General features: G+C 58.8%; 18 protein-coding genes. 15 read left to right on the top strand and 3 right to left on the bottom strand.

All coding sequences use genetic code 11. The features are described 5' to 3' along the window. On the bottom strand, nt 1–367 hold a 367-nt coding region (locus HMPREF0183_RS12455; RefSeq protein ID WP_156798123.1), incomplete at its 3' end, for an IS3 family transposase. Continuing rightward, nucleotides 364–681, bottom strand: coding sequence for a transposase (locus tag HMPREF0183_RS04060; protein WP_005883074.1), 318 nt, complete (start codon nt 679–681; stop codon nt 364–366). The genes HMPREF0183_RS12455 and HMPREF0183_RS04060, both read right to left, overlap by 4 nt. 229 nt (nt 682–910) lie before the next feature. Between HMPREF0183_RS04060 and guaB the strand changes: the two genes are divergently transcribed. The 13 genes from guaB to HMPREF0183_RS04125 all read left to right on the top strand — a co-directional run bounded on the left by guaB (nt 911) and on the right by HMPREF0183_RS04125 (nt 13163). After that, nucleotides 911–2437, top strand: coding sequence for an IMP dehydrogenase (guaB, locus tag HMPREF0183_RS04065; RefSeq protein ID WP_005883078.1), 1527 nt, complete (start codon nt 911–913; stop codon nt 2435–2437). 118 nt (nt 2438–2555) lie between these two features. Continuing rightward, nucleotides 2556–3440, top strand: a complete 885-nt coding sequence (gene thiM / locus HMPREF0183_RS04070; RefSeq protein ID WP_005883080.1) for a hydroxyethylthiazole kinase — start codon at nt 2556–2558, stop codon at nt 3438–3440. Next, on the top strand, nt 3437–4138 hold the full coding sequence (gene thiE / locus HMPREF0183_RS04075) for a thiamine phosphate synthase (RefSeq protein ID WP_005883081.1): 702 nt from the start codon (nt 3437–3439) through the stop codon (nt 4136–4138). The genes thiM and thiE overlap by 4 nt, the downstream gene beginning before the upstream one ends. A 50-nt stretch (nt 4139–4188) precedes the next feature. Then, a complete protein-coding gene (thiD, locus tag HMPREF0183_RS04080; protein ID WP_040348001.1) occupies nt 4189–5043 on the top strand; it encodes a bifunctional hydroxymethylpyrimidine kinase/phosphomethylpyrimidine kinase in 855 nt (284 codons plus the stop codon). Nucleotides 5044–5091: 48 nt separating this feature from the next. Continuing rightward, entirely contained in the window at nt 5092–5847 is a 756-nt protein-coding gene (locus HMPREF0183_RS04085) for a TenA family protein (protein ID WP_005883085.1), read from the top strand. Between the two features lie 80 nt (nt 5848–5927). Continuing rightward, complete coding sequence (locus tag HMPREF0183_RS04090) at nt 5928–7073, top strand: alcohol dehydrogenase catalytic domain-containing protein (protein ID WP_005883087.1); 1146 nt, start codon at nt 5928–5930, stop codon at nt 7071–7073. Nucleotides 7074–7093: 20 nt separating this feature from the next. Next, nucleotides 7094–8212: a GuaB3 family IMP dehydrogenase-related protein gene (locus HMPREF0183_RS04095; RefSeq protein WP_005883089.1), complete on the top strand. Its 1119-nt coding sequence runs from the start codon at nt 7094–7096 to the stop codon at nt 8210–8212. A gap of 27 nt (nt 8213–8239) precedes the next feature. After that, nucleotides 8240–9049: an SURF1 family protein gene (locus HMPREF0183_RS04100; protein WP_005883091.1), complete on the top strand. Its 810-nt coding sequence runs from the start codon at nt 8240–8242 to the stop codon at nt 9047–9049. Nucleotides 9050–9079: 30 nt separating this feature from the next. Then, nucleotides 9080–9535 (top strand): DUF3817 domain-containing protein, encoded by a 456-nt coding sequence (locus tag HMPREF0183_RS04105; protein ID WP_005883093.1) that lies wholly within the window; start codon nt 9080–9082, stop codon nt 9533–9535. A 33-nt stretch (nt 9536–9568) separates the two neighbouring features. Continuing rightward, nucleotides 9569–11149: a glutamine-hydrolyzing GMP synthase gene (gene guaA, locus HMPREF0183_RS04110; RefSeq protein ID WP_005883095.1), complete on the top strand. Its 1581-nt coding sequence runs from the start codon at nt 9569–9571 to the stop codon at nt 11147–11149. Between the two features lie 102 nt (nt 11150–11251). Continuing rightward, nucleotides 11252–11860 carry a biotin transporter BioY gene (locus HMPREF0183_RS04115; protein ID WP_245527104.1) on the top strand — a complete coding sequence of 203 codons (609 nt, stop codon included), beginning with the start codon at nt 11252–11254 and terminating at the stop codon, nt 11858–11860. Further along, nucleotides 11857–12552 (top strand): energy-coupling factor ABC transporter ATP-binding protein, encoded by a 696-nt coding sequence (locus tag HMPREF0183_RS04120; protein ID WP_005883098.1) that lies wholly within the window; start codon nt 11857–11859, stop codon nt 12550–12552. Before HMPREF0183_RS04115 ends, HMPREF0183_RS04120 begins: the two co-directional genes overlap by 4 nt. Then, nucleotides 12549–13163: an energy-coupling factor transporter transmembrane component T family protein gene (locus tag HMPREF0183_RS04125; protein WP_005883100.1), complete on the top strand. Its 615-nt coding sequence runs from the start codon at nt 12549–12551 to the stop codon at nt 13161–13163. Before HMPREF0183_RS04120 ends, HMPREF0183_RS04125 begins: the two co-directional genes overlap by 4 nt. Here the strand turns inward: HMPREF0183_RS04125 and HMPREF0183_RS04130 are convergent. Next, entirely contained in the window at nt 13160–14335 is a 1176-nt protein-coding gene (locus HMPREF0183_RS04130) for a glycosyltransferase family 4 protein (RefSeq protein ID WP_005883102.1), read from the bottom strand. The two genes, HMPREF0183_RS04125 and HMPREF0183_RS04130, sit on opposite strands and share 4 nt — an antisense overlap. 174 nt (nt 14336–14509) lie before the next feature. Here HMPREF0183_RS04130 and HMPREF0183_RS04135 point away from each other — a divergent pair, with 174 nt between their 5' ends. After that, nucleotides 14510–15208: a LemA family protein gene (locus HMPREF0183_RS04135; protein WP_040348004.1), complete on the top strand. Its 699-nt coding sequence runs from the start codon at nt 14510–14512 to the stop codon at nt 15206–15208. Next, on the top strand, nt 15209–16120 hold the full coding sequence (truA, locus tag HMPREF0183_RS04140; RefSeq protein WP_005883106.1) for a tRNA pseudouridine(38-40) synthase TruA: 912 nt from the start codon (nt 15209–15211) through the stop codon (nt 16118–16120). The last annotated feature ends 2 nt before the right edge of the window (nt 16121–16122 follow it).

Below are 16122 nucleotides of genomic sequence, written 5' to 3' on the forward strand. Positions count from 1 at the left end.
CCAAATCCGGGCGCAAATCCGGCACGTTAGGCTTGCAAGTGGTTCTAGGCACACGTCCTTTACTCTTGCCAGACACACCGGCCAGGCGCATCAGCCGAGCGGTTTGTTCACGACCGATATCGATTCCGTCGCGACGAAGAGCATGCCACATCTTCCGCACACCGTAAACACCGTAATTATCTCTATGCACTGTACTAATGCGTTCAACCAGCACAGCGTCACGAAGACGACGAGCACTGAGTCCACGGGCTTTGGACTGGCGATAACCACGCGAGGTGATGAACCCACCAGCCCGGCTATTCTTCAACGTCTTACAGATGAACTCGACACAGAAACGATTCCGATACTCATCAATGAACCGGATCATTTCCGACGTTTCGGGTCGAGTTCCGAGGCGAAAAAAGCTGAGGCAGCTTTCAGCAGCTCATTCGTGTCACGCAGCTCCTGATTCTCACGGCGTAGCCTCGCGTTTTCCGCGACCAAATCCTCAGGCATTGGCTCTGAGATCTTTCCAGCGCGGCGAGCCTGCTGAGTCCACTGACGAGCCGTGTGCCATGAAACCCCCAATTTAGGGGCCACTGCCTGACACGCGGCCTGCATCGACATGTTCTCTGCCAAGAAACGGTCCTCTACAAGACGGACCACACGGTCCTTCGCATCCTGATCAAATTTCCTTGGCATGTTCCAAATTTTCCCATCTACTCAAACGGAACAAAACCTGGGACACTTCAGAGTACGAAAACGCCCACCGGGAACAGCAATCAACTCAGACCGCCGACGCGGAACTTATCGACGCCAGGTAACCACTGTCTATGAAACCCGGGGCTTGACACTCACACCCTTATGGTCATGACTGCCAGTCGAAAGCGTTAGGATTGCCTGTATCGGCAGGACGAAGGGGAAGAATCCAATGAGCGAAGTTGAACAGCATTTCCGTGAAGCAGAAAACCCATTTTCACTTACTGGTTTGACCTACGACGACGTACTGTTGCTCCCCGGAGACACTGACGTCATCCCATCTGAAGCGTCGACCCGCACCCGGTTAACACGCGAACTCGACATCAACATTCCCCTGATCTCAGCCGCCATGGACACGGTGACAGAAAGCCGGATGGCCATTGCCATGGCACGGATCGGTGGAATTGGAATCATCCACCGCAACTTGAGCAAAGAAGACCAAGCTGCCCAGGTCGACTATGTGAAGCGCTCCGAATCGGGCATGATCACCGACCCCGTGACCATCACTGCCGACAAGACCTTGCAAGAACTCGACGAAATGTGCGGCCAGTACCGCATTTCGGGCTTGCCGGTCGTGGACGACAACGATGTGCTCGTCGGAATCATCACCAACCGTGACCTGCGGTTTGTTCCACGAGCAGAGTTCACCACCACAACGGTTGGCGAAGTCATGACAAAATCTCCTCTGATCACAGCGCCTGTGGGTGTGAGCTCAGAGGAAGCCTTTGAACTTCTGGCTGAACACAAGATTGAGAAACTGCCGCTCGTTGACGACAACAACGTGATCCGCGGTCTCATCACGGTGAAGGACTTCGTCAAGAGCGAAGAGTACCCCCTGGCGTCCAAAGACTCCGAAGGTCGCTTGCTTGTTGGTGCAGCCGTTGGTTTCTACGGTGACGCTTTAGAGCGTGCTGGCCTCCTTGCTGAAGCTGGTGTTGACGTGCTTGTGGTTGACACGGCAAACGGCCACGCACGCGGTGTCACCGACATGATCAAAACCCTCAAAAAAGACCCCGCGTTCTCTAACGTCCAAGTCATTGGCGGAAACGTCGCTACTCGCGAAGGTGCCCAAGCACTCATCGACGCAGGCGCTGACGCTATCAAAGTGGGCGTTGGGCCGGGGTCAATCTGCACCACTCGAATCGTGGCAGGTGTGGGTGTCCCACAGGTCACCGCGATTCACCTGGCCTACCAGGCTGCACGCGAAGCTGGCATTCCGGTGATCGGAGACGGTGGCCTCCAGTACTCCGGTGACATCGGAAAAGCCCTTGTTGCAGGTGCGGACTCAGTGATGCTGGGCAGCCTTTTGGCCGGATGTAAAGAAGCTCCCGGTGAACTGCTCTTGGTCAACGGTAAGCAGTACAAGACATACCGTGGCATGGGCTCTTTGGGTGCCATGGCGCCACGCAAGGGCCGTTCGTACTCCAAGGACCGCTACTTCCAGGCCGATGTCGCCACTGACACTGACCTCATCCCAGAAGGTGTAGAAGGCCGGGTCGCCTACCGTGGTGAACTCAAGAACGTTGCCTACCAGCTCACGGGTGGACTGCGCCAAACTATGTTCTACGTGGGAGCGCGCACCATCCCTGAGCTCAAAGCGCAAGGTCGGTTTGTGCGCCTGACAGCTGCGGGACTGAAAGAAAGCCACCCACACGACATTCAAATGACGGTGGAAGCGCCTAACTACCAGTCGCGCTAAGGAGGGTTAGCAAAACTCACACAGCACAGGTACAGTGTGATGCAGACTCGGGGTGCCGTTGAAGGCTGAGATCATACCCGTGAACCTGTTTGGTTAAGACCTGCGAAGGGAAGTCAGCATGACATCTGTATCTGAAAGCCGTACTGGAAACGCTTCAGAATTCACTCCTGCGTTTCTCACTCACATGCGTGAACTCACGCCCCTGGTGCAATGCATCACCAATACCGTGGTGCAAGAAGTTGCTGCGAACATTCTGCTCGCATCCGGCGCCTCACCTGCCATGGTTGACCACGAAGCTGACGCAGCCGCATTCGCCAAGGTCGCCAATGGTGTGTCTGTGAACTTTGGGACCCCCAGCTCGCACACGTACTTGTCCATTGACGCTGCCGTGCAGCAACGCACCGAGGACGGAACCACCTGGGTGCTAGACCCCGTTGGTCTGGGCGTGGCTCCGTTCCGAACCGCCCGGGTCTTCCGGGCTTTAAGCGAACGCCCCACCGTGGTGCGCGGAAACGCCTCAGAGGTGGCGGGACTTGCCGGAATGGGTCAGGGTGCCCGAGGTATCGAAGCAGTTGACGACGTCGAATCGGCTTTGCCTGCCGCGAGTAAGATCAGCAACGAATACGGTTCCGTTGTCGCGATCTCTGGCCCCACCGACGCGATCGTCACCACAATCGACGGCACCACCTATGTCAGCCACGTTGAAGGTGGATCCACTTACATGCCTCTCGTCGTTGGAACCGGCTGCTCCTTGGGCGCGCTCGTAGCAGGGTACGCAGGAACAGCCCACCACTTCCTCGGCGAATCAGCCACCACTGAAGAAAAACTCACCCGCTACCACCAAGCCACCGTGACCGCGCACGCACACTTCGCGGCAGCCGGTCTGCGAGCACACGAACTGGCAGACGGGCCAGGCAGCTTCAAAGTTCACTTCCTGGACCAGCTCCACGAAGTTACCGAAACTGACCTGCACGCAATCAACGTGACTACGGAGGAACTGTGACCAACCCGCGTTTGAAAGACATCGACGGGTCTCTGTACTTCATCACCGACACCAAAATGTGCGAACAGGCGGGACGCACGGTGGCGCAAACGGTTGAGCTTGCAGTAGCCGGAGGCGCCGGAATTGTGCAAGTGCGCGACAAGCACGCCACCGACGCCACGTTCGCCGAACTCACGCTGAGCGTTCTCGAAGCCGTCGAGAACGCCCGGAGCGCTTACAACATCACGCGCCCCGTGCCTGTTTTTGTTAACGACCGCGTCGACGTCGCAGCCAGCCTCATCAACGACGGCCACGACATCCACGTCCACGTGGGACAAGACGACACGAGCGTGCCACGTGTCCGCGAACTCATCGGCAACTCCCCGCTGATAGGCCTGTCAGCCAACACTCCGGAAGAAATCGAAGTTGCCCGCACACACGGCGACTTCGGAAACGGGGGAGTGGACCTTCTGGGCGTGGGGCCCGTATGGGACACCGCAACCAAAGAAGGCGCCCCAGCTGGGCTCGGAATCGACACGCTCAAAAACCTCACAGCCATCTCGGCGATTCCTGTCTTTGCCATTGGCGGAATCAACGCGGAACGGGCAGCGCAACTCAAGGACACCTCGGTCTCGGGAGTGTGCGTGGTATCAGCAATCTGCCTTGCCGCAGACCCACAAGCCGAAGCGCACAAAATCTACGACGCATTTCGCAACTGACCCTCGTGGGGGAACCCAAACCAACCACCCCACACGATAAGGAGATCGACATGTCACGACCCCCTGTCGCGTTGAGTATCGCGGGAACCGACCCCTCCGGTGGAGCAGGTGTTCATGCCGACTTAAAGACCTTTACGGCCCTGCGCGCATACGGAACTTCGGTGATTACCGCGCTGGTCGCCCAAAACACGCACGGAGTCTCCCGCGTGTACGGGATTGACACCGACTTCGTGTCTGACCAGTTTGACTCGGTGCTGACGGACATGCCCGTGGACGCGACCAAAACTGGGATGCTGGGCACGCGGCAGCTCGTGGAAATGGTTGCAGAACGCGCCGGCCGAGGTGGTCTAGGCTTCCTCGTTGTTGACCCTGTCATGGTGGCCACCTCCGGGCACCGCTTGCTAGAAGAGGACGCCGTGGATGCCGTGCGGACGCTCATGGTGCCCGCCGCCCATGTCATCACGCCCAACCTCCCTGAAGCTGCGTTGCTCTTAGGTGACGACGTTGAGCCCGCCCACGACCTCGACACCATGCGCTACCAGGCACGCGAACTGATCGAACGTGGCGCTCGCGGTGTGCTCGTGAAAGGAGGACACGGGGAAGGTGATGAAGTCCTCGACGTGCTGGCGCTCAACGACGGCACCGACGTCACTCTCACCGAATACCGCCACCAGCGCATCACCACCCCCAACACCCACGGAACCGGGTGCACGCTCTCGGCTGCGATCACCGCGCTTGCTGCCCGGCAGGCGTTGGAAGGAACCCTCGATGTTCCCGAGGTGGTCGGGACGGCCCTTGACTACCTCGCCCGCGCTTTGGAATCAGGCAAAGACTGGACACTGTCACTCGACCCCAACGGGGCCCACGGCCCCGTCGACCACATGGTCACCATCCCAACCCCATGAAGTCCCACCGACAGCCCCCTAAAACCCACCCCACTGAAAGGAACACTCATGACTGCGACGACCTCGGCCGCCGAAATTGGTCGTGAACTACGTAACCTTTACGTTGCCGGCCCCCGTACGCAAGCCCTGTGGGACTCCTGCGACGACATCATCACCGCAACCGAAAACCTCACGTACCTGCAGGAACTCGCAGCCGGTGACCTGGACGCACGCGCGTTCACCAACTACCTCATCCAGGACGAAATCTACCTAGACGGGTACGCACGCACCATGCTTCTGCTGGGGCACCGAGCCGCCACCAACGACGACATGCGGTTCTGGGCGACCTCGGCGGGAACCGCCGTTGCAGTAGAAAACGAAATGCACGAAGCTCTGCTGGCGTCCGACGAATTCTCACACCACATTGCCGAACTCAACGACGAAAACGGCAAACCAGTCGCTTCCCCTACAACCCTGGGATACGTGTCATTCCTCATGGCAACCGCCACAACTGAACCGTACGAGGTGGGTGTGGCTGGCGTTCTCCCATGCTTCTGGGTATACGCCCACGTGGGCAAGGTGCTCACCCGTTTGGTAGGCGACGGAATGGCCACGCACCCGTACAAGCAGTGGATCGAAGAGTACGACTCAGAAGACTTCGACGCTGGCACACGTGAGGCTGTCAAGATTCTGGAACGCGAACTGGAAAACGCGCGCCCCGCAGAACGCGAAAAGATGGAAAAGACTTTCCGTCAGGCGTGCATGTATGAACTGCACTTCTGGGCGTCTGCACGTGTTGTGGAACGTTTTGAACTCGTGAAGTAATAGTTCGCTAGAACCCCTCACTTTGCGTTGAGTTGCGCATACCATGAGTGCAACGCAGATTTGCCAGGTCAGGAGGGTTCATGAAAATCACCGGTGCGGTCTTACGCGAAATGCGTGCGCAACGCCCCTACGCGCAGTCCCGTCCCATCGACATCACGTCAGTGGAACTGGACGAACCCGGCCCTCATGAAGTGCTCATCCGCATGACCGCAGCCGGGCTGTGCCACTCTGACCTGTCAGTGGTGGACGGCAACCGACCTCGGCCCCTTCCCATGCTTCTTGGGCACGAAGGTGCCGGGGTCGTCGAAAAGGTGGGCGAAGGCGTCACCGAATTTACCCCCGGCGACCACGTGGTGACGGTGTTCTTGCCACGGTGCGGGCAGTGCGCCAACTGCGCGACCGACGGCAAGCTTCCATGTACGCCCGGGACCGCGTCGAACAACGCGGGCGTCTTGCCGTTTGACGGGGAAATCCGCCGGCTCAGCGAATCCGGTGACAGCACCCACCCTCGGGCTGGGCAGCCCGGCGAACCCATCAACCACCACTTAGGCGTGAGTGTGTTCGCCACCCACGCTGTTGTCAATGCTGCCTCAGTCGTCAAAGTGGGGTCCGACGTCCCGCCCCAGATCGCAGCGCCCCTAGGTTGCGCGGTTCTCACCGGGGGAGGCGCCGTGCTGAACGCGGGCAAACCTGCTCCCGGCGACGACATCATGGTCGTTGGCCTGGGCGGCGTGGGCATGGCGGCCCTACTCACCGCGTTGAGCGTGGGGACCGAGGAAGTGATCGGTGTGGACGCCAACCCGGAAAAGTTGGAGCGTGCCCGTAAATTGGGTGCGTCCCAGGTGTACACCCCCGCCGAGGTGGCAGAAGCTGGCGTGAAAGCCCCCGTTGTGATCGAAGCAGCGGGGCACCCGAAAGCGTTTGAGACCGCGTATTCAGCCACAGCCGTGGGCGGAACCACGGTAACCGTGGGACTGCCTGCTCCGGATGCGATTTCTCAGATTCACCCGTTGACCTTAACCGCTGAAGCCCGCACCGTTGTAGGCTCGTATTTAGGGTCCGCGGTGCCATCGCGTGACATTCCTCAGTACGAACAGATGTGGCGCGAAGGGAAACTGCCTGTTGAAGAACTGGTTTCTGGAATCGTGCGCCTGGACGACATCAACGCCGCCATGGACACGCTTGCAGACGGTAAGGCTGTTCGACAGGTGGTTCTCTTCGACTGACCGTGCGATACCCTTAAAGGGTGAGTAACGAAGTTGAAATTGGTCGCGGTAAGCGGGGGCGTCGCTCCTATTCTCTTGACGACGTAGCGGTGATTCCCGCTCGACGAACTCGTGACCCTCAAGACGTTTCGCTGGCATGGCAGATCGACGCCTACCACTTTGAACTCCCGTTCATTGGCGCACCCATGGATTCGGTTGTCTCACCGGCAACGGCGATTGCATTGGGCAAGTTCGGCGGGCTGGGTGTGTTGGACCTGGAAGGCTTGTGGACTCGATACGAAGACCCACAGCCGTACCTGGACGAAATCGCATCGCTTCCAGAAGACCAGGCGACCGTGCGCATGCAAGAAATCTATTCTGAACCGGTCAAAGCTGAACTCATTACGGCGCGGTTAAAGGAAATTCGTGAAGCAGGCGTGACAGTCGCTGGGGCTCTTACTCCGCAACGCACGCAAGAGTTCTGGAAGACCGTGGTCGAAGCTGGAGTTGACCTGTTTGTGATTCGCGGGACCACGGTCTCTGCGGAGCACGTCTCAAGCGAAGCTGAACCGCTCAACCTCAAACGCTTCATTTACGAACTCGACGTTCCGGTCATTGTTGGTGGTGCTGCCACCTACACGGCAAGCCTGCACCTCATGCGTACCGGAGCTGCCGGTGTTCTCGTTGGTTTTGGTGGCGGGGCCGCATCAACTACCCGCCGTACTTTGGGAATTCACGTTCCCATGGCTACCGCGATTGCCGATGTTCACGCAGCTCGCCGAGACTACATGGACGAATCGGGTGGGCGCTATGTCCACGTGATTGCTGACGGTGGTTTGGGCACATCCGGTGACATTGTGAAGGCATTTGCGATGGGTGCCGACGCCGTGATGCTCGGTTCTACCTTGTCGAGGGCAGAAGAAGCTCCGGGACAAGGGTTCCATTGGGGAGCCGAAGCTCACCACCCGCACTTGCCACGTGGCCGGCGGGTAGAGATGGGAACCGTTGCGCCACTTGAGCAGCTACTTTTTGGACCCGGCCACTCCGCAGTGGGCGAGGTCAACCTGGCTGGCGCACTGCGCCGGTCCATGGCGACCACCGGGTACTTGGACCTCAAGGAATTCCAGCGCGTCGACGTGACGGTCGCTCCGTACGTTTAAGAGGGTTTATAAGGGAACTGTCACTGTATGTTGCGTTTGGCTTTCACGCCCAGATGGATCGGGAGGTTTGTTCTTGTTCTTGCTTTAGCAACTGCTTTTGTCTTCCTGTCCATGTGGCAGGTAGACCGCGCGCAACACAAGAACGATGTGCAAACCAGTGCGTACGCCGATGACAAAACCCCGCTGAATGAGGTTGTTTCGGCTCAAGTTCCCATGCCGTCGCGTGACACCGACCGTCTGGTAGAAGTCAGCGGATCCTATGTTCCTGAAGCCACAGTGCTCGTTGAAGGGCGTCACCAGAACGGGCAAGCTGGTTTCTGGGTTGTCACCATGTTCACCGTTGATCACGCGCAACTGGGAGGCGGGCTCAGCGGTGATAAACCCGTTGCGATCCCTGTTGTCCGAGGTTTTACCGCTGATGAGGCGACCGCACGTAACTCGCAGGCTCCGTCAGGCACACACACGCTCGTTGCGCGGATTGGTCCCACAGAAGCCCCCGAACCCTCTGTGGGTGACAAGGTCGTGACCACGGTTTCTACCGCGCAGCTCGTCAACTATTTTGACGTTTATTCGTATGGCGCCATGCTGTTTCCGGAACCGGATCAGCGCGCTCAAGCATCAGGGCCCGAACTCGAACACGTGACGTTCCACGCGCAAGAATCCGGCGGTTTGGATGTGCAATCAGCCTTCTACGCAGTGGAATGGCTAGTGTTTGCCGGATTCGCGTTTTATATTTGGTGGCGACTCTTGCGCGACGAATACCGCAGGCAAACAAAAGACGAGCACCAGCACTTCGTTGTTGTAAAAAAGCCAGGCCAAAAGAACCTGGACAACTAGCGCTTCGCTAGCTATTGGAGAGGACATACCGTGCAGGATCCGCAAGACCAGCGACCCGAGTTTGACGAACACGCGCACGACCCGGAAACCGTATTTACGGTCTCACGTTACACCTCGGCACGTAATGCGGAACGTTTCTACCGTGTCATGGCCCTCATCACGGGGACCATGCTGATGATTCTGACGCTTGAAATGATCTACAAGTACATCATTACCCCGCTCATGGGTGGTGATCCTTCAACCGCACTCCTCATTGGAAACTTCAACTTAGGAGCCGCGATCGCGATCTGCCACGGGTGGTGCTACGTGGTGTACTTGGTGGCGAGCTGGTGGCTCACCTCCTCCATGAAGTGGTCGCTACGCCGGATGCTCGTGTTGGCTCTTGCCGGTGTTGTTCCCGTCATGTCGTTTATCTGGGAACGCAAGGTACACCATGAGGTAGAACGGCGTTTAGACGAAGCTGTTGTCATTGCGCCAGCAGATTAAATCCTCCCCGTGTTAGCTCGATAGGATAACGGTATGCAACCTTCAATTCCCACTGCTTCGCGCCCCGTTCTAGTGGTGGATTTCGGAGCACAGTACGCCCAGCTGATCGCACGCCGTGTTCGTGAAGCCGGCTTGTTCTCTGAAGTCATCCCGCACACTGCTCCTGCTCAAGATTTTGTGGACCGGAACCCGGTGGCCATCGTGCTTTCTGGTGGACCGTCTTCTGTCTACGCTGAAGGGGCTCCCCGTTTGGATCCCGAGGTGTTTGAACTGGGTGTTCCCATGTTCGGCATCTGTTATGGGTTCCAGTCAATGGCACACAACCTGGGTGGCAAAGTTGCCCACACAGGATCCCGGGAGTATGGATCAACGCCACTGACCGTGGCAGGGTCCTCGCAGCTATTAGACGGCCAGCCAGAAAACCAAACGGTGTGGATGTCGCACTCGGACTCGGTGGCTGAAGCCCCTGAAGGGTTCACCGTTGTCGCATCCACCCCAGGTGCACCCGTTGCTGCGTTCGAATGTGCTGAACGCAAGCTCGCCGGTGTGCAGTGGCACCCGGAAGTGCTCCACTCCGAGTACGGTCAGGCAACCCTTGAGAACTTCCTGCACTCGATCGCAAGTCTCGAACCAACGTGGACTGCCGGAAATGTCATCGACGAACAGGTTGAATTGATCCGCCAACAGGTGGGGGACAAGCAGGTGATCTGCGCGCTGTCCGGTGGCGTTGACTCCGCAGTTGCGGCCGCTCTGGTTCACAAAGCAGTGGGCGATCAGCTCACGTGTGTTTTTGTTGACCACGGTCTGTTGCGCAAGGACGAACGCAAACAGGTCGAACAAGACTATGTGGCCTCAACGGGTGTGCGTCTAGTGACGGTTGACGCCGCCGATCAGTTCGTAAACGAACTGGCTGGCGTCACGGATCCTGAAACGAAGCGCAAAATCATTGGGCGTGAGTTCATCCGCGTGTTTGAAACAGCTGCTGCTGACTTGGTTGCCCAGTCACGCAACGACGCTGAACCGATCGAATTCTTGGTCCAGGGCACGCTGTACCCAGACGTGGTGGAATCCGGAGGTGGCTCTGGCACCGCCAACATCAAGAGCCACCACAACGTAGGCGGCTTGCCCGAAGACTTGCAGTTCAAGCTAGTCGAACCTCTGCGTGCGCTGTTTAAAGACGAAGTTCGTGAAATTGGGCGTGAGCTGGGCTTGCCTGAAGTTATTGTGGGGCGCCAGCCGTTCCCAGGCCCTGGTCTGGGTATTCGCATCATTGGTGAAGTCACCCGGGACCGCCTCGATGTACTCCGTGAAGCAGACGCCATTGCGCGCGAAGAACTGACGCGAGCAGGACTGGACGACAGCATTTGGCAGTGCCCCGTTGTGCTCCTTGCCGATGTGCGTTCGGTGGGTGTGCAGGGCGACGGCCGTACCTACGGCCACCCAATTGTTTTGCGTCCGGTGTCCAGTGAAGATGCCATGACGGCCGACTGGACTCACGTGCCATACGATGTGCTATCCACGATTTCTAACCGCATCACCAACGAAGTGGACGAAATCAACCGCGTGGTTCTCGACATCACGTCGAAGCCGCCGGGCACGATCGAGTGGGAGTAGCTCGGCGGAGCATAGTGCCCAGTTGCGTCTCCTGAACACTGTTCAGTTACACTAGGTGAGATTTCACCCAAGGTGGGTGAACCTGTGTACAAGGAGAACTACGTGTCTACTTCCACCGCGCCTGAAACACGTCGCGCACCACAACCGCGCAGCGTAGGGATGGATGTTGCATATATTGCCGTTTTCGCTGCCCTCATTTGGGTGTCTGCACTCATTCCACCTATCCCTGTTGGAGGAGTCGGTGTTCCGATTACGGTGCAGACCCTCACGATCGCCATCACCGGAATGGTCTTGGGAGCGTGGCGCGGGTTCGCGGCAACCGGTCTGTACATCGTGCTGGGCCTGATCGGGTTGCCCGTGTTCGCTGGCGGCTCGGGAGGTCTGGGTGCTCTCGCCGGCCCCAGTGCGGGCTACCTGGTATCCTTTCCGTTCTTCGCCGGGCTCATTGGTCTGTTGGCTCAGATTTCAGTGAAGAAACTGACCGGTGTGAAACTGTGGCTGGCTCTTGTGGGTGCGGCTCTGGTTGCCCGTTACCTCATCGTATGGCCAATCGGCGCCTTTGGCATTCACCTCAACGGTGGAGTGCCACTTGGAGCGGCCTTCCTGGCAGACATTCCGTTCTGGCCAGGTGACTTGGTGAAGAACATCCTCGCCGGTGCTATTGCGCTCATGATCCACCGCGCATTCCCCACCGTGCTGGTGCGCCGGTGATCACTTTCGACGGCGCACGCGTTGCGATCGACGAAGTCGGAGGGCCCGAAAGGGTCCTCCTGGACACCACCTCGGTCACGCTGACACAGCCAATGACGTCAGTCATTGGCCCCAACGGATCGGGCAAAACTACGTTCCTTCAGATGATCAACGGTCTGATGGCGCCCACCTCGGGCGATGTTCGCGTAGGCGAACTCAGCGTCACCCAAAACCTCAAGGACGTACGCAAGCGCGTGGGGTTCGTCTTCAGCGACCCCGCGGCCCAGCTGGTCATGCCCACGGTGGTCGAAGACGTGCAGTTGTCCCTGCGCCACCTGCCCAAGGCTGAACGCAAACCGGCGGCCATGGCCATGCTCACCGAACTGGGAGTGGAGGACCTGGCCAGCCGTTCCGTCTACGAACTGTCTGGCGGGCAACGCCAGTTGGTCGCCTTGGCAACTGTGCTGGCGGTAGACCCTGAGGTTTTGGTGCTCGATGAGCCGGCGACGCTCCTGGACTTGAAGAACACGCTTCTGTTGCGGCGCACTCTGCGTGAACTGGTGGACCGGCGCGGGGTTCAGGTGGTGTTTTCGACTCACGACCTGGACTTCGCTTTGGACGGGCATGAGTGCGTGTTTATCGACGGCGGCCAGGTGTGTGGCAAGGGCGCCCCGGCCGAGGTCGTTGCCGAGTACCGAGCGAGTGTCGCATGAGGCGTCGGCAGCAGTTTTTGGGTGTGTGCTCGCCCCGCCGTGGGTGGTTGCACGCGACTCCTGTGGGCCTAAAGTTCGCGTCACTGACGGTGCTGACGCTGGTGGTGATGCTTGCCCGTAATCCCTTTGTGAACGCTGGCCTCATCGTGGCGCTGGTGATCATTGGGTTAACAGCCAAAATGGGTTTGGGACAGATTCTGGGACCCATTCGACGCATGTGGCTGATCTTTGTGCTGTTGGTGGCGTTTCACGTGTTCTTGAGCGACTGGTGGAACGCCGCGCGCATCATCACGGTGATGATCACATGTGTGGTGGGCGCGCAGATCTTCATGCTGTCCACGCCCTTGTCAGTTTTGTTGGACCTTTTCAACATGCTGGTGAAACCGTTGAAGTTCGTAGGTGTCCGCCCACAAGTGCCAGCACTTGCGGCGGCGATTGCGGTGCGTAGCGTTTCCTACTTGGCGGACCTGGCTGACACAGCAAAGGATGCTGCCAGTGCACGCGGGTTAGAAAACGACATTCGCGCACGCACCGTGCCGGTGATGCTAGGTGCTGTTAAATACGCCCAAGACACCGGGCGTGCGCTCGAAGCCCGCGGGATTCTGGATTAGCTGACTCGGTCCTGCGCCCACCGAGGAGCCCCGATGAGCGAGCGGCCAATCACCTGAGGCGCAGGAGAGTCGATCGCCGCCGCGTAGTGACCTACGAGCTGCGAGCACACGCTCTTCCATGTGCGCCCCAAAACCACCTTGCGGGCCGCTTCACCGAACGCTACGCGCTTAGCGTCGTCGCCCACCAGGTCACGAACATGGTCTTCCATAGCAGCGAGGTCCCCAGGTGTGTACAGCCACCCGGTGCGGGAGTGGTCGACCAGGTCCAATGGGCCACCTCGGGCGGGAGCAACCACAGGCACGGCACTTGCCATTGCCTCCTGGATGGTCTGGCAGAACGTTTCAAACTCGCCGGGGGACACCATGACATCAAAGCTGGCAACCGCCTGCGCCAAAGCGTCCCCACCCAAGAAGCCGGTGAAAACAGCGTTAGGTAGAAGCTGTTGCAAGCGAGCGCGCTGCGGTCCTTCACCCACGATGACCAACTGAACGTTAGGGATGTTGCCCAGCCGAACCAAGTCCTCGACCTGCTTCTCAACCGCCAGGCGCCCCACAAAACCAACGATCTTCTTGCCCTCAGGGGACATGCGCGCCCGCCACTCTTCCGAACGGTGGCTGGGGTCAAAGCGGGTGGAGTCAACACCTCGGGCCCACAGACGCACATCAGCCACCCCGTGGCTGTGCAGCTGGTCGATGGTGAATGACGATGGAGCAAGAGTCAGGGATGCATGCTGGTGGATGTTGCGCACGTGGTTCCACATGAGGTTTTCCACTCCGCGTAGACCGTAGCGTGCGGCGTAAGCGGGCACTTCAGTCTGGTAGACAGCAACCGAGGGGATGCCCAGGTCCTGTGCCGCGAGCACGCCGCGCCACCCAAGGACGAACGGGGAGGCCAGGTGGACAACGTCGGGGTCGTAGTCGGCCAAAATGCGACGGATACGAGGGACACCGCCGGGGGCAACACGAACCTTGCGATATCTGGGCATCGCAAAAGAGGGCACTCGAATAATTCGAGCGCCCGAAAGTTCTGTGGGGGAGTCGTGGCGAGTTCCAGGAGCGATCACGATGACGTCGTCACCACGTTCCGCTAAGTGTTCAAGGACTCGGACAACCGTGTGGACCACGCCGTTGGTCTGGGGTAAGAAGGACTCAGCAATAATCGCAACTCTCACACCAGCATTAGACCCCAGTGAAGTAACATGAAAACGGTGTCAGTGCGAACACTGGCTAACTAAACGGTAAACTTAACTGGTGGGTAACTAATTCGATGAGTGGACGAAGCACTTGATGCTGAGTCGAAGTCGTTGATATCCGCTGAAAGTGTCGTTGAACTAAAGGAGCAGACAGTGACGTGGGCTTTGGCAATTCTTCTGATTGTCCTGGTCATTGTTGCTGTTATTGCGATTGGTCTGGTTGTCCGGAACAATCAGCTATCACTTGCCCGCGACCTGTGTTTAGAAGCGCTGCGCCAAGTGAATGTGCAACGTGAACAGCGACACGCGCTCGTGCCAGGGTTTGTGAGCCTCGCACGCTCATGCCGGGACAATGACGGTAAACGTAACGGTGTAGTTAGTGCCTCAGTCGAACAATGCGACGAAGCAGGGCGCGAACTCTCGGCTGCCCTTACCCAAGCCGTGTCGGTAGGTACGGAAGAATCAGCCACCCCCGGCGACACAACGGCCAGTGTTGGGCCAGCGGAAGATCAGCTCACCTCGGCCATTGACGCGCTAGCGCACGCTGCCCGCGTGCCAGGCGAGGTCACGGACGCCGACGAAACATGCCGGATCCAACTCCACGACCTCTACGAACACCTCCTCATGGTCGAACACCGTCTGTCAGCCGCCGTGCGCTACTACAACATGGTGGTAACGCAGTATTCGACGATGCGTTCCTCGTGGGTATCCCGCCCACTGACGGGTGTGTATCGGAAGTTCGCCCACATCGCATACACCCCCAACGATTTTTCCGACAACGTACCCAACACGCTCCGAGTGCCAGAACGCGAAAAAGGAACAGGCTACCGGCCAGGAAGCGTGTTCGGCTAAGTGACGGCTTCCAATACAGAAGAATCAGGCCAACTGGATCATCCGCACCAGCGTTTCCGGATCGACTTGGGGTACGTGGGCACCCACTTTCACGGGTGGGCGCTTCAACCGCATCTGCGGACCGTGCAAGGGGAACTCGAAACCGCGCTCGCCCGAATCCTCAGCGCCCCCGTTCGCGTGACGGTTGCAGGCCGTACGGACGCCGGCGTGCACGCGCGCAGGCAGGTCGTTCACGTGGACATTCCGCACACCGATTTTCCGCGGCTGGTGGGGCAACCTCGGGCGCGGGCCGAGCAACGAACACCGGCGCGAGGCTTGACGTCCCGGTTGCGAGGTGTGCTTGCCCGTCAGGACGCCAGTGACATTGTGATTCACGATGTGACGGCTGTTCATGCTGATTTTGATGCTCGATTTTCTGCTCTGTGGCGTTCATACACCTACCGGTTGGCTGATCCCCAGGCTTTTACCGACCCGTTGACCGCGGCTTTTACCGTGGAGCACCGGGCTGAGTTGGACGTGGCTGCGATGAGTGCCGCTGCCCAGCAGGTGTGCGGCCTACGCGACTTCTTGCCCTTCTGTAAACCGCGCGAAGGCTCGACAACAATCCGCACTTTGGAAGAACTCCGGGTGGAGCGCGTTGGAAGTGGCGTGATCGAATTTTTCTTACGCGCCGACGCCTTTTGTCACCACATGGTGCGTGCCCTGGTGGGTGGGCTTGTCAAAGTGGGTGAAGGTAAGTGGGGACCGGGCAGGTTGGCTGGTATGTGTGAAGAAGCCGGCCGAGGTGGTTCCGAATTTCCGATGTTTGTCTTCCCAGCGCACGGATTGGTTTTGGAAGACGTGGGGTACCCCGAACCGGGTGAGTGGGCTGTGCGCAATCAGCAAACCCGCGCGCGGAGAGACGCTGATTAGTG

The sequence above is a fragment of the Brevibacterium mcbrellneri ATCC 49030 genome (assembly GCF_000178455.1).
Taxonomy (GTDB): Bacteria; Actinomycetota; Actinomycetes; order Actinomycetales; family Brevibacteriaceae; genus Brevibacterium; species Brevibacterium mcbrellneri.